The organism is Bacteroidota bacterium, from assembly GCA_023957335.1.
GTDB lineage: Bacteria > Bacteroidota > Bacteroidia > NS11-12g > UBA955 > JALOAG01.
Window position 1 is genome coordinate 491,932 of record JAMLHC010000002.1, and the last position, 13,484, is coordinate 505,415.

Genomic DNA, 13,484 nt, shown 5'->3' on the forward strand with positions numbered 1-13,484 from the left:
AAGTTGACAGAAATGTTAACTTTATTTCGCACAAAAATGAGTCAAAAAAGAAAAACAAAAGAGGAAATTGTTGCCGAATATTTATCGGGCAACTACACTTATCGAGAACTTGGATTGAAGTACGATATTCCATTTCGTAGTATTTGCGATTGGGTTTTGGAATATCAAGGTCGAAAACCAACATGGCGTGAAAAGATGAAACGCAAACGGGAAAAAGAAACAGGCGTAAAAGAGCCTGAATTACCAAACGAAGTTAAGCTCCTACAGAAGGAACTTAAAAAGCAGCAATTGCATAATAAGCTGCTTGAAGAAATCATCAATATTGCCAATAAAGAAACAGGAACCGACTGGAAAAAAAAGCTTGGCACCAAGCAATAATGAATATAGGGCAAAGCGAAAGCCGAAGCATACAAACGCTTTGCTCATTGCTTGGTTACAGTCGGCAAGCCTTTTATAAGTTTATCAAACAATCGGAAAAAGAAGCATTGCAGCATGATTTAATTCTTCAGGAAGTATTGAAAATCAGAAAAACGCTAAAGCGATTAGGAACAAGAAAACTGCTGTTTAAAATGGAAGGATTTATGAGAGAACAACATATTGAGATTGGCAGAGATGCCATGTTTGATTTGCTGGCAACTCATAAACTATTGATAAGGAAAAGAAAACGTAGAGTTCCAGTTACAACTTTCTCTGATCATTGGATGCGAAAATATCCAAACCTGATAATTGATTTTATTCCAACTGCTCCCAATCAACTTTGGGTAAGTGATATTACTTACATCACGTTGAAAGATGACTTTGCTTATTTATCGCTGATTACGGATGCTTACAGCAGAAAGATAGTAGGGTTTTACTTATCAGAAACACTATCGGCAGATGGCTGTATAAAAGCATTACTAATGGCTTTAAAAAATAATCCGCAACTGGGAAGACTCATTCATCATTCTGATAGAGGTAGCCAATACTGCTGTGCCGATTATGTTTCAATACTTGACAAACACTTTGTTAAAATTAGCATGACTCAAAGTGGTGATCCTTTAGAAAATGCAATTGCAGAAAGGGTAAACGGTATTTTGAAAGATGAGTTGTTGGAGAAAATATACATCAATTATCAGGAAGCTAAACAAGCTATTGCGGCTGCAATTAGCATCTACAACTATCAAAGACCGCATAGCAGTATTGATATGTTAACTCCTATTGAAGCTCATTTACGAGAGGGAGAACTAAAACGCAGATGGAAAAATTATTATTCAAAAAAGAAGGAGGTTGTTATGTCGTAAAATGAGTTTTTTTCAGGCATGAAGGGTTCAAGAATAAAAAAGCCAAGCTGTTACACTTGGCTAATAAGACGTTTTATTCCGTCACCCGGAGATGTATCCCTAGCAAGTTGCTCTCCAGCAGAGCTTGCTTTCGTTTAGTCTCCAATGCAAATGTAAACCATATTTAGGATTACTGAAAAATGTGTAAACTTGTAACAGGATTTAGAACCAAAAAAGTGTCAACTTTTTTCAGGACGATACACGCATCATCTTTTGTGGTGTAATGACAGTTTTGTGCTCCGAAATCCGCCACTGCGCCAAGCGCCAAACCGTTACATCCAAATAATTTGTCTAATACATTGATTGTCAGTATATTTACTGCATGAAATTCATACTTGGTAAAGACTGAAGCCAAATCAGTTTCTTTTCCAAAAAGTTTGATGTGTCTTCTATTACAAACCTACTTTTAAGTGCCTGAAAGTGGATTTATTTGCTTAGTCTTGCAAAGTAATGGATGGTAAATTAAGTTTTTAGACAGACTGCCATTAGCAGTAACCGTAGGATGACCGTGCTAACAGGAAAACAGAACACGAATGACAACATACATTTCAATACTGAGAGGAATTAACGTAAGCGGACAAAAACTTATCAAAATGGAAGCTTTACGAAAATCGTATGAAAATTTAGGCTTTCGGTGCGTTACGACATATGTGCAAAGTGGAAACGATGTTTTTTCAGGAGACAAAGCAAAACTTGACGAACTTGCGCAAACAATAACACGACAAATTAAAAAGGATTTTGGTTTTGATGTTCCCGTAATCGTTTTGACTATTGATAAGTTGAAGCAAATCATTGACAACAATCCATTTTTAAACGATAAGGACAAAACTTTTTTACACGTTACTTTTCTGTCTTCAAAACCACAAATGATTGACCTCAAGACAATAGAAGAAAAGAAACTAAGCGGAGAAGCAATATCTTTTACTGACAATGCTGTTTACTTGTATTGCCCAAATGGATATGGAAAATCAAAATTGAGTAATAACTTTTTGGAAACAAAATTAAAGGTAGGTGCGACAACAAGAAACTGGAAAACAACAAATGAACTTTTAAAAATAGCACAAGAAATTGCGTAAAACACAAGCAGTTCATATTGACTACTGAGAAAATTCAATGCAAGAAATGAAGCTGAGTATATACAGCACTGTTAATCCAGAAAACAGATATCAGTGGTATAATTTCTCGCCTGCTTCAATGGCTATATGTAAACGATTTTCGAAAGGTACAACTGGACAAGAATAGCCTGTATCATAGTGACAGTAGGGATTATAAGCCGTATTAAAATCCAGCCATAAAGAGTCTTGAGCGGGTGTAATTTCAATGTCCATGTAGCGTCCTCCGCCATAGGTGGTATTACCATTACTGAGGTCTTTGAATGGTACAAAAACCCTTTGTGGGGCTTCATTATTGACAAAACCCCATAATGTATCTTGCGTTCCGGACAGATTAAAAACAAAGAAATACTTCTTCATATACACAGGCTTCCGCTCTGTATTGGTCTCAAACTGAACTATTTCCGGATTGCTTTGTGTATTAGCTTTCACTCGTATTCGTAAGTCAAAGTCAGGCTTGAAATAATTGAGTTTTGTAAAATTCTTGTATCGATAAAAAGGGGATTCTTTGCTGATTCTAAATAGTGAATCTTGTGTTAGTCTGGCAGACAATAGATTTTGAATGTATGTTTCTTCCTCATTGCTGCGGGTAGAACCTGACTGATTACATGAGCTGAACAAAAACATGCATGCACACCAAGTTACAGAAGCAATGAAGATAGATTTCATGATAATAAATTATTTACGCCTTGCCAATGCCTGCTTTTGAGAAGCGGACATAGTATTAATTTTTTTGTATTCGGCAATTTTATCTCCCGGCACAAAGAGTTTTATTTTGGCACCTGCATATAGTACATTGCCTTTGATGTTATTCCATTTTCTAATTTCATGAATACTGCAATCAAAGAGTTTAGATAGCAAACCCATATTGTCGCCCTTCTTTACTGTATAATAAATGAGTTTTGGGTCGGATGATACATCTGTGTTAACCGGCACTCCGGTTGGAGTTTTCATGTTGGCAGGTGCAACGGTTGGAGTTGAGTCTCTTTGTGTTGAGTCTCGTTGCATTGTATCTTGTTGTTGCACTCTTATTTCTATGCTGTCGCGTTGCGTTTTATAGTTTTGAACCAATGCAGTAGGTAGTCTAAAACAAGTACAATTAGGTATTTCGGGCACTATTCCTTCGATAAAATCAGGGTTTAATAAAGATACAATACTCTGTTTAACCCCTAATTTGTCAGACACATAGTCCAAGCTCAACGCAACGGATGTACAAACTGTATCGCTTTGGGGAATTGCATAGACGTTTTCATTAATCTTGTGATCGTTATGGTAATTGTACATGTACCACAGTGCCATAAATTTTTCCAAACATTGTCTTTGATTAGACTCCAGAGATTCATGCACCAACGGATAGTCGAGCGAGTTACCTGCTTTTCGGATTGCCATATTCAGATTGATGGGACCTACGTAGAAAGCTGAAATTACAAAATGCCAGTCCTGATAAATCTGCTCCAAGTCATATAGATACTTAGCGGCAACCGATGTTGAGAGCCATAGATTACGTCTTTGGTCTATATATGAATTGGTAATTAGGCGATATCGCTTGGCGGTGGAATAGGTGAGAGGCCAAACACCCGAAGCTCCCGTGGAAGGTTCCACATAATTGGTGTTGAACTGACTGATTACGACTGAGATTAAGGCTAGTTCACGAGGCAGCCCGAGGCTGTCGAAATAAGGTCCTAAATTCTTGATTGCAAAACTTGATTTCCCTAATAGTTCCGAAGTTTTGTGACCTTGATTTCTGAGAAGATTCATGATTTCAAGCCTCACGCCATTGTTATAAAAAACCGGAATTTCTGATTGTATCTTGGAGAGTTTAAGGAAATATGGGTCTTTAGCGTATGTAGTTCGGCTGGTATCGGTTTGAGATTGTATAGCACCTGCGGCAAAAAAAAGCACAAGGAACAGCAACAAGGATAGAGACTTTTGCATGGTGTCGGTTATCAACGCACAAAACAAAGGTTTTAATTGAGCAATTACAACATACATCAATAGAGTTTTCAACGAAGTTTACCATAAAAAATTGTTTTTTATAAGCAATCAAAAAGTACTTATAAACCCCAAAAAACTATAATTGAAAATAGCTTTAGGGCAGCTGGGTGCAGCACTCAACCTTGCCTTTTTGCAGACTTGGGCTTAGGTATGGAATATTCAGGTTCATCCCTCTGAGAATAAATAAAACACCTATCAACCCGATAACATAAGGGGTGGCTTTGCGAATGGCATTGCGAAAAGATAAACTGATAACATCTTGTGCAAGGCTGACAGCAGCCATTGCAGGCAGTGTTCCAAACCCAAATCCCGCCATGAAAAGTGCGGACTCCCAAGGAGATGCAAAAGCTAATGCACCGGCAATTGCAACATATACCAGCCCACAGGGCAGCAGCCCGTTCAATAGTCCTATGATGGTTAATATCAATGGGTTTTTATGTTGAAAAAAGGGCGCCATCTTTTGACTCAAAATCCGATTCCAAGATTGCAACCACCTTGTATTGTTGAAAAGTCGTTTGCCTGCCAAAGTCAAAATGAAAACTATCAGCATGAGTATGCCCATGATGATAGAAAACATTTGTTGGGTAGTAAAAAAAACAAAGGTTTTTCCAATAATTCCAAAAACAATTCCTAAAACGCTATAGGTAAAAACCCTGCCCAGATTGTAAGACAAGATGCCCAATATTTTTTTAGCACCTTTCAAATGCCCCACAGGCAAAGAGAGAGCAATCGGTCCGCACATACCCACACAGTGAAAACTTCCCAAAAAGCCCAATGCCAATGCCGGAATTAGAATGAGTGAAAACACGGAATTTATTTGTTCGTTAATTTCAAATGCGAATATCGTGGCTAATCTTGAGAACATGGCTATTTTGTAACGAAGAAAGCTTGTTCCACATCGTAACTTTTGCCGTTCATTTGCCAATTGCCTTTGAGAATATATTTGCCGGATATGAGCTTGGAATCCTCTATGATAATCATCCCGTCTTTGTCGAGTTGTAATGGAATTTCAATATCCAATCTCTGGTCTGAGGGACGGTATAGAACAAGTCCACCTTGTATATTACTGCCAATACATTCTTTTGGAAACCGTATTATCAAAAAACCGCTATCATGATGAATGTTTATTGGGGATGAAAGTGAGCGTGTGTTTGCTTGTGCGGCTTTTTTGCTGTCGAATTGAAGCTCTGCTGAATAATAGTCTTTTTCAACCATTGAGAAATTAACTTGGGTGGTTTTGTAAACAAGAAAAATCAGTGCAGCAGCCCCCAATATCAGCACCAATGCAATGCCGGTACCCCAATTCCAAAATCCGTAATTTCGTTCTTGTCTTGCCATTTTATTGATATCCTGAAACAGGTCCTAAAAAATTGGTTTTAAGGGTTTTGATTAACTCGCCATTTTCATACAAACCAATTTTGATGGGATTCTTCCTTTCTTTGACCTCTGTTTTGGGCAAAATCACAAAGAAAGTAGCAGATGAATAATCGTCTGCCTTACTGTCTATATAAGGTTTGCCAACATATTGAACAGAGCCATCCATGCCTTCCAATCTCAAATCAAGTTTCCTGTCTGATAAGGTTTTATTGATGACCTTTATATTGAATAAATTAGAAATACTATCCGCTCCTCTTTCCTGATAAAGCAAACCCGAAGTTCTCAAAACCTGACCTGAAATATTGCTCATGGAAGCAAGTAGCGCAATCATCGCGGTTGCCAACAACACCAAAGCTGCAGAATAGAGTTTGAGTCTTCGTGTAAATTTAAATGTCTTTTCGTTAGCAATATTGAATTCGGAATCATAGCGAATCAAACCTTGCGGACGTCCGGTTTTGTCCATCATAAAATTGCAGGCATCTATACAGGCGGTACAATTTACACATTCCAACTGTGTTCCGTTTCGGATATCAATACCGGTAGGGCACACATTGACACATTGAAAGCAATCAATACAGTCTCCCAAATCTCCTTGCTCTTTTTTGTATTTACCTCTGGGTTCACCACGCATATAGTCATAGGCAACAACTATACTATGTTTGTCCAATAACACGCTCTGCATACGTCCATAGGGACAAATGTTGGTGCAAACCTGCTCTCGCAAAAATACATATACACTAAAGAATATTGCAGTAAAGATGATAATGCCCACAAACCCTGCAACATGAAGGCTCACAGGCTCGGTAATAATCTTGTAGAGTTCATCTATTCCAATCAGATAAGAAAGAAAAGTATTGGCAATGATAAAAGAGAGTATCAAATAAAGCCCATAACGCAAACTAAAGATTCCAATCTTCTTTGCAGACATAGGTGCATTAGCCCATTTTCTGTGGTTAGCCGGGGAGCCGAGCACAATAAAATCCACCCTGCGAAACAGCATTTCCAAAAAAATGGTTTGAGGGCAAATCCACCCGCAGAAGATTCTACCATAAGCCACAGTGAATATGGCAATAAACAGAATGGCTGCCAGCATAATCACTCCAAGTATAAAGAAATCTTGTGGCCAAAAAGCTTTACCAAACAAAATAAATCTGCCGTCAAAGAAGTCAAACAACATCAACGGTCGTCCATTGACTTTGATAAAAGGAATGCTAAAGAAACCTGCATAATATAATACAGCCAGTATTACTCTTCGATTAAACCATTTTCCTTTGGGTTTGGTAGGTTTGATGTATTTGGAGCTGCCGTCTTCTGATACAGTGGTCAGATGGTCGCGAAAGGATTGATCCCAAACCGGAATCTCTTTGTTATTTAACTCTTCATTCATGTTCACAAACTTTAATCTTTCATTAACTCGCCCTCAGGTTCTTTGGCAGTCATAGGTTTGGTTCCATGAAGTGATTTTACAAAGCTTGTTATCTGTACTATTTGCTTGTCTGAAAAGTTGTTTTTCCAAGCAACCATTCCGGTACCGGGCACACCGTATTTAATGGTTTTGAAAATATCGTTTAATGTATTGCCATGCATCCAATAATCATCTGTGAGGTTTGGTCCAATCATACCTCCTCCGTCTGCGAGATGACAGGCAGAACAGTTATTGACAAAGAAATCCTTGCCTATAGCCAATTCAGAAGCATCTGTAAGTGTGGGGATATTATTTTCATCAACCATATTGCCCGTTTTAGCAAGATATTCTGCTTTGGCTTTTTCTGCTTGAGCATTGGCAATCGCGAGCTCCTCTATTTGCAATGGTGCATTTTTTCCTACAAAATAAACCCACAAATACACTACTGCAAACAACATGCTGAGACGAAATCCCCAAACCCACCAAGGAGGTGTAGGGTTGTCAAGTTCGCGAATACCATCGTAATCATGACCCATGTCAACAGCTGCTTCTGAATCCGCATCAAGGCTTTTGGTTTCATTCATTTTCTCCCACCAAGATTTCCTTGTAATACCTTTTTTGTCGTTTATCTCTTTGATAATAGGCGCAATGGCTTTGTTGATAGACGCAACTAATATGATAACAGATATCACAATCAATAAGAGAATACCGAAGATGGTATAAAAATAACCTGCAGGAATACCTGCAATCAGGTGAATCTCTTCTACTGTGTTTGCGTCATTGGCAAACAAACCCGAAAGGGGCATCAACAGGAATGTAGTTGCTAATACAAAATGCTTTAAATTCTTATTTGTCTTTTTCATTTTCTAATGCGTGTTGTTATTGTTTTGAGAATTAATTTGAGAATCTTCTAAGGGAAGTTGCTTGATTTCGTTGATGGTTTTCTTGCTTTTGGAAAAAATCAAGATGACAGCAAGTATAAAAATAACCATAAACAATATCAGCGTGAATATGGGATATATACTTACACCTTCAATAGATTTCAAGGAATTTATGAATCTCATTTGTTCAATTTATTTTGAATCGCCTAACTCTTTATTTTCTTTTTTTAGGTCTGTTCCAAGTCTTTGCAAGTAGGCAATCAAGGCGACAATCTCTTTGTCTTTTGCCACCTCAATTTTGTCTTTTTTGAGCGAAGCCTGAATTTCAGCCCCTTGCTTATCCATATCATCATTCGCTTGGTTTTCGTAACCGTCAGCATAAGGAATTCCAAGTCGTTTCATAGCTTTTATCATACTGTATGTTTTGCTTTTGTCAATTTTATCATTGAAAAGCCAAGGATAAGCCGGCATGATTGACCCTGCTGAAATGGAGTTTGGTTCTAACATGTGATTGTAGTGCCAACTGTCAGGATATTTGCCGCCAATTCTTTGCAAATCAGGACCGGTTCTTTTGGAACCCCACTGATAAGGATGGTCATACACAAACTCACCTGCTTTTGAATATTCACCATAACGTGCTTCTTCATCTCTGAAAGGTCTAATCATCTGTGAATGACAAGTGTAACAACCTTCACGAATATAAATGCTTCTTCCATAAAGTTCCAATGCAGTATAGGGTTGCACACTACTGATGGTGGGTACGTTTGATTTAATCAAGAAAGTCGGTACCATTTCTACCAATCCGCCAATACCTACTGCAATCAGGGATAGAATAACCATTTGGACAGGTCTTTTTTCAACCCATGTATGCCAATGTTCTTTTACATTGGATTTAACTTCCAACTTAGGCAGAGGCGCAGCCTGAGCCATTTCGTTTTCAATTAATTTGCCGGATTTAATGGTCTTAAATAAGTTGTAAATCATCAAGAAAACCCCTATCAGATAGATAGTTCCTCCTAATGCTCTCAATCCATACATGGGAAGAATTGTATTTACGGTTTCCATAAATTGATATTTCAATGTGCCTTCCGGTGTAAACTGTTTCCACATCAAACTTTGTGTGAATGCAGCCCAATACAAAGGAATCACATAAAAAACTATACCCACGACTCCAATCCAGAAATGCTGATTTGCCATTCTCTTGGAATATAATTTTGTTCCGAATAGACGTGGTATCATCCAATATAACATACCAAAAGCAAGAAATCCGTTCCAGCCCAATGCGCCCACATGCACGTGCGCTATCGTCCAATCTGTATAGTGGCTGATGGCATTTACACTCTTTAATGAAAGCATAGGACCTTCAAAAGTTGCCATTCCATAGCAAGTAAGCGCCACCACAAAGAATTTGAGAATAGCATCCTCGCGAACCCTGTCCCAAGCGCCACGCAATGTCAATAAACCATTCAACATTCCTCCCCATGAAGGTGCAATCAACATGATAGAGAAAACAGTTCCCAAACCTTGCGCCCACTCAGGAAGTGCTGTATAGAGCAAATGGTGAGGACCCGCCCATATATAAATAAAAATTAAAGACCAGAAGTGGATGATAGACCAGCGGTAAGAATACACAGGGCGGTTTGCCGCTTTAGGAATAAAGTAATACATCAATCCCAAGAAGGGTGTAGTAAGGAAGAATGCAACGGCATTGTGCCCATACCACCATTGTACCAATGCATCTTGAACACCTGCATACCAACTTACACTTCCAAAAATTGCATAAGGCATAGCCATTGAATTGATGATATGTAACATAGCCACAGCAACCCAAGTACCAATATAGAACCAAATGGCAACATAAAGATGCCTTTCTCTTCTTTTCAGGATTGTACCCATCATGTTGATACCGAACACAACCCAAAGTAGTGTGATAGCAATGTCAAGTGGCCATTCAAGTTCAGCATATTCTTTTGCTTGCGTAAAACCCATCCAGAGTGTCAAAGCGCCTGCAAGAATGAGCAGTTGCCAACCCCAGAAATGAACTTTGCTGAGTGTGTCCGAAAACATACGGGCTTTGGTTAACCTTTGAAGTGAATAATACACTCCTGCAAAAATGGCATTGCCCACAAAAGCAAAAATCACCGCATTCGTGTGTACAGGACGCATACGTCCGAATGTGGTAGCGGGTAAACCTAAATTAACTTCGGGAAAATATAATGACAATGCAGCCCAAAGACCGGCTAACATTCCGACCACGCCCCAAAGAACAGTGGCATAAGCAAAGTTTCTGACAATCTTGTTGTCGTAGTAAAATGTCTCAAGTCCTGTCGAGACGTTTGTGCTTTTTGTTTCTTCCATTTATTGATTGGTTGTTTTGAGTAATTTGATGAGATATTTCTTTTTCTTGTTTCTGAATGGGGTTGTCAAATAGTATTTTATGAGCAGGAGAAAAGTCATCCTCGAACTGTCCGCTTTTCACTGACCAGATAAAAGCAATCAGGAAAATAATTCCAACTAATAAACTTGCACCCAGCAGAATAATCATTACACTCATGAAAATAGCCTTCTTTTATCAGAATTTATAAGTGTGCAAAAATATCATTTAACTCAGCGAAAACAAGCCGTTGCATTATGACTTTTGTCATGTTTGCAAGCACGTTTTTTTTTTATTTATTAGAGGAGTACTAATTTGATAATGAGTAGTAAGACTAAATTAAAAATTCAGCAACCTGAAAAGTTCTTTTCGGGTTTCCAACTCTTCAAACACACCGCTGTATTCTTCGGTTGTAGTTGTGCTGCTATCATCTTTGATACCGCGAGATGCAACGCATAAATGTTTGGCGTTCACAATGACGGCAACATCAGGCGTGTTGAGTGCTTTTTGCAGTTCGTGTGAAATTTGCATGGTCATACGTTCCTGCACCTGAGGTCTTTTGGCATAATATTCAACAATGCGATTGAGTTTGGAAAGCCCTACAACCTTGCCATTCGGAATATATGCCAAATGAACTTTGCCAAAGAAAGGCACAAAGTGGTGTTCGCAATGGGTGTAGAAATTAATGTCTTTTTCAATTAAAATTTTATTGTATTTAAATTCATTGACAAAATGCATAATCTTGGGTTTGAGATTAGGATTCAATCCCCAAAACATTTCTTTGACATACATTTTGGCAACTCTGTGTGGAGTTCCTTTCAAACTGTCATTGTTGAGGTCTAAACCAAGTGTATTCATTATCTCTCTGAAATGACCTTCGATAATGTGCATTTTTTCTTCATCGGAAAGCTCAAAAGCATCCGGTCTCAGGGGGGTGTTGATATTATTTTCCATTAACTGTTACGATATTTCTGGGGGTTTCGGCAAGTGTAACCGTAAGTTCATATTCGGTTTCGATTTGACTTCTAAGTTTTTGCCAAATAACAGAGGCAATATTTTCTGCGGTGGGATTCAGGTTTTTAAATTCTGGTGTGTCAAGATTCAAATTCTTGTGGTCAAAGGCTTCGGTTATTTCTTTTTCAATCAATTTTTTGAGTTTTCCTATGTCATAGGCAAAACCCGTGAGAGGATTGATTTCTCCCGTTACACTGACATCGAGTTCGTAATTGTGTCCATGAAAATTGGGGTTATTGCATAAACCAAAATAAGTCTGATTTTTTTCATCTGACCAAGTGGGAACATGGAGTCTGTGTGCTGAATTAAAATGTGCTTTGCGTGTTACTGTTGCTTTCACTCGGTGCAAAGGTAAGGATTCGGTAGATACATTTTGATGAAAGCGAGAACTCCGGCTCAGTTCGGGGTTGATGTTGTGTTTTTTTTGGTGGGTTGAGTCAAAAACCAAAGGGCTTATGGATTCTTCTTTCTTTTGGCACAGAGGCAGCACATTTAGTATATTTGCACAACACTAAAACATAGATACTATGAAAACACTATTAAAAACAAGAACTTATGGCTTATATCCCTTGCATTGATTTTGCTTTTTTCATGCAAGAAAAACTCATTCTTTGATGGCACATTTGAACTTAGCGGTACGGTTAGAGATGAACTGACGGGCAAGCCCATTGCTAATGCTGATGTGAGAATAATTGAACGAGAAAGAGGCTGGATGGTTGGCTATGCAGGCAAATTGGTTGGCTCTCAAATAGCCAATAAGAAAGGAGAGTTTGTTATTTCTTTTCCTGCCAAAGAGGAAGGTTTTTCTTATGAAATTGTTGCTACAGAAAATAACAAATATTTTGAAGACAATACACCTCCCTGGGTGGAATTTACCAAAACAGGCAAAGGCAGGCAGGATATTACGCTGATGCCTTACGGATATCTAACTTTTATTATTAAAGGGAATAAGGGAGGATATAGATTGAAAATAAATGGAATTTCAAATCATTATTTTTCAAATTCTGACACATTGCAAACCGTAAAAAAAACACCAAAACTAAATACCGGTATTTATTATTTTGTTTATGATGTTAATAATGAGTTGCTTTACAATAAGATTGATACGGTTCTTATCCCCCCCCCCCCCCGACACTGCTTATCATCTAATCGAGTTTTAACTAAATATATCACTATGAAACATCTACACATTACATTATTTATAGCGTTCACGTTTATTACAAACACATACAACGCACAAGCGCAATCTCCTCCAGACAGTTCTTCCGGACTGCAAGAGGTCATTGACTGGACATTCGCCCCTTTGGACACCTCTCAACTTTTAACCACCGGGCTTTTGATGGATAAAGGCATGATGGATTCTTCCTTCTTTCCATACCTTTGTCGTAACAAAACACTACTGCTATGAACAAAAACAATCTTATCATATTGATTTTCAGCTTTTTAGTAGCCTTTCTCCCAAGCTGCAAGAGAGAAACCCCAATAATCTTTAAAAAACCGGGGCGACCCACCGAGTTGCCTCCCATTACCACGGAAGGCAAAAACACCTTTGGCTGGTTAGTGGATGGAGAACTGCTTGTGCCTTACCCTAGAAAAGCTATAAAAGATAATTTCGTAAAATTTTACTATGGAGTAAAATGGGCAGATTTAGAGGGAACATTACAAGTTGGTGGTACTATGGAAGGAGAGACAGGTTATGAATCGAGAACAGTTAGCTTATATCTTCCTAATCGTGTTTTTAATGAGGGTGATTATGTTTTGTTCACGGACTCTAATACTCTTACAGGTCCAAGACTTAATGAGGTAACTCTTTATATTACAGACAAATCAGGTAATGTAACTTTTAGTTCATGGAGGGTTTATAATCCGGATTGTGGTCGTATTAAAGTATTAAGGCTTGATACGTTTGAAAGAATTATAGCAGGAACCTTTTATTTTGATGCTGTCAACAAGGATGGAGATACCATAAAAGTAACAGACGGCAGATTTGATTTAAAATATTAACCA

General features: G+C 38.2%; 16 protein-coding genes and 1 pseudogene. 5 read left to right on the forward strand and 12 right to left on the reverse strand.

Annotated features, from left to right (window positions below):
• The first annotated feature begins 3 nt into the window (after positions 1–3).
• Together M9892_05535 and M9892_05540 are read left to right on the forward strand one after the other, a co-directional pair.
• Complete coding sequence (locus M9892_05535; protein MCO5253812.1) at positions 4–378, forward strand: hypothetical protein; 375 nt, start codon at positions 4–6, stop codon at positions 376–378.
• A complete protein-coding gene (locus M9892_05540) occupies positions 378–1,280 on the forward strand; it encodes an IS3 family transposase (protein MCO5253813.1) in 903 nt (300 codons plus the stop codon). Before M9892_05535 ends, M9892_05540 begins: the two co-directional genes overlap by 1 nt.
• A 169-nt stretch (positions 1,281–1,449) precedes the next feature.
• Here M9892_05540 and M9892_05545 read toward each other — a convergent pair whose 3' ends face one another.
• Positions 1,450–1,674 (reverse strand): hypothetical protein, encoded by a 225-nt coding sequence (locus tag M9892_05545; GenBank protein MCO5253814.1) that lies wholly within the window; start codon positions 1,672–1,674, stop codon positions 1,450–1,452.
• A 178-nt stretch (positions 1,675–1,852) separates the two neighbouring features.
• On the opposite strand from M9892_05545, the gene M9892_05550 reads away from it, so the two are divergent.
• The gene (locus M9892_05550) at positions 1,853–2,395 is read left to right on the forward strand and encodes a DUF1697 domain-containing protein (GenBank protein ID MCO5253815.1); all 543 of its coding nucleotides are present in this window, start codon (positions 1,853–1,855) and stop codon (positions 2,393–2,395) included.
• 90 nt (positions 2,396–2,485) lie between these two features.
• Here the strand turns inward: M9892_05550 and M9892_05555 are convergent, their stop codons facing one another.
• From M9892_05555 to M9892_05605, 11 genes and pseudogenes are all read right to left on the reverse strand, one after another.
• Complete coding sequence (locus tag M9892_05555; GenBank protein MCO5253816.1) at positions 2,486–3,100, reverse strand: DUF1684 domain-containing protein; 615 nt, start codon at positions 3,098–3,100, stop codon at positions 2,486–2,488.
• 9 nt (positions 3,101–3,109) lie between these two features.
• Positions 3,110–4,438, reverse strand: coding sequence for a transglycosylase SLT domain-containing protein (locus tag M9892_05560; GenBank protein ID MCO5253817.1), 1,329 nt, complete (start codon positions 4,436–4,438; stop codon positions 3,110–3,112).
• A gap of 82 nt (positions 4,439–4,520) precedes the next feature.
• Positions 4,521–5,291 carry a sulfite exporter TauE/SafE family protein gene (locus M9892_05565; GenBank protein ID MCO5253818.1) on the reverse strand — a complete coding sequence of 257 codons (771 nt, stop codon included), beginning with the start codon at positions 5,289–5,291 and terminating at the stop codon, positions 4,521–4,523.
• A 2-nt stretch (positions 5,292–5,293) separates the two neighbouring features.
• On the reverse strand, positions 5,294–5,764 hold the full coding sequence (locus M9892_05570) for a FixH family protein (protein MCO5253819.1): 471 nt from the start codon (positions 5,762–5,764) through the stop codon (positions 5,294–5,296).
• A 1-nt stretch (position 5,765) separates the two neighbouring features.
• Positions 5,766–7,190, reverse strand: coding sequence for a cytochrome c oxidase accessory protein CcoG (ccoG, locus tag M9892_05575; GenBank protein ID MCO5253820.1), 1,425 nt, complete (start codon positions 7,188–7,190; stop codon positions 5,766–5,768).
• 11 nt (positions 7,191–7,201) lie between these two features.
• Positions 7,202–8,071, reverse strand: coding sequence for a c-type cytochrome (locus tag M9892_05580; GenBank protein ID MCO5253821.1), 870 nt, complete (start codon positions 8,069–8,071; stop codon positions 7,202–7,204).
• A gap of 3 nt (positions 8,072–8,074) precedes the next feature.
• Positions 8,075–8,272, reverse strand: coding sequence for a hypothetical protein (locus M9892_05585; protein ID MCO5253822.1), 198 nt, complete (start codon positions 8,270–8,272; stop codon positions 8,075–8,077).
• 9 nt (positions 8,273–8,281) lie between these two features.
• On the reverse strand, positions 8,282–10,447 hold the full coding sequence (ccoN, locus tag M9892_05590) for a cytochrome-c oxidase, cbb3-type subunit I (GenBank protein MCO5253823.1): 2,166 nt from the start codon (positions 10,445–10,447) through the stop codon (positions 8,282–8,284).
• A gap of 55 nt (positions 10,448–10,502) precedes the next feature.
• Positions 10,503–10,643, reverse strand: a pseudogene (ccoS, locus tag M9892_05595) (cbb3-type cytochrome oxidase assembly protein CcoS).
• 159 nt (positions 10,644–10,802) lie between these two features.
• A complete protein-coding gene (gene folE, locus M9892_05600) occupies positions 10,803–11,417 on the reverse strand; it encodes a GTP cyclohydrolase I FolE (GenBank protein ID MCO5253824.1) in 615 nt (204 codons plus the stop codon).
• Positions 11,407–11,817, reverse strand: coding sequence for a 6-carboxytetrahydropterin synthase (locus M9892_05605; protein ID MCO5253825.1), 411 nt, complete (start codon positions 11,815–11,817; stop codon positions 11,407–11,409). Before M9892_05605 ends, folE begins: the two co-directional genes overlap by 11 nt.
• Positions 11,818–12,057: 240 nt before the next feature.
• Between M9892_05605 and M9892_05610 the strand changes: the two genes are divergently transcribed.
• On the forward strand, positions 12,058–12,885 hold the full coding sequence (locus M9892_05610; GenBank protein MCO5253826.1) for a carboxypeptidase-like regulatory domain-containing protein: 828 nt from the start codon (positions 12,058–12,060) through the stop codon (positions 12,883–12,885).
• Positions 12,882–13,481 (forward strand): DUF6252 family protein, encoded by a 600-nt coding sequence (locus M9892_05615; protein MCO5253827.1) that lies wholly within the window; start codon positions 12,882–12,884, stop codon positions 13,479–13,481. The genes M9892_05610 and M9892_05615 overlap by 4 nt, the downstream gene beginning before the upstream one ends.
• Positions 13,482–13,484 lie beyond the last annotated feature (3 nt).

Coding starts and splice junctions, on each gene's coding strand:
- M9892_05565 (MCO5253818.1), bottom strand. CDS start 5,291: ATGTTCTCAAGATTAGCCACGATATTCGCATTTGAAATTAACGAACAA.
- M9892_05570 (MCO5253819.1), bottom strand. CDS start 5,764: ATGGCAAGACAAGAACGAAATTACGGATTTTGGAATTGGGGTACCGGC.
- M9892_05580 (MCO5253821.1), bottom strand. CDS start 8,071: ATGAAAAAGACAAATAAGAATTTAAAGCATTTTGTATTAGCAACTACA.
- M9892_05615 (MCO5253827.1), top strand. CDS start 12,882: ATGAACAAAAACAATCTTATCATATTGATTTTCAGCTTTTTAGTAGCC.
- folE (MCO5253824.1), bottom strand. CDS start 11,417: ATGGAAAATAATATCAACACCCCCCTGAGACCGGATGCTTTTGAGCTT.
- M9892_05540 (MCO5253813.1), top strand. CDS start 378: ATGAATATAGGGCAAAGCGAAAGCCGAAGCATACAAACGCTTTGCTCA.
- M9892_05555 (MCO5253816.1), bottom strand. CDS start 3,100: ATGAAATCTATCTTCATTGCTTCTGTAACTTGGTGTGCATGCATGTTT.
- ccoN (MCO5253823.1), bottom strand. CDS start 10,447: ATGGAAGAAACAAAAAGCACAAACGTCTCGACAGGACTTGAGACATTT.
- ccoG (MCO5253820.1), bottom strand. CDS start 7,190: ATGAATGAAGAGTTAAATAACAAAGAGATTCCGGTTTGGGATCAATCC.
- M9892_05585 (MCO5253822.1), bottom strand. CDS start 8,272: ATGAGATTCATAAATTCCTTGAAATCTATTGAAGGTGTAAGTATATAT.
- M9892_05550 (MCO5253815.1), top strand. CDS start 1,853: ATGACAACATACATTTCAATACTGAGAGGAATTAACGTAAGCGGACAA.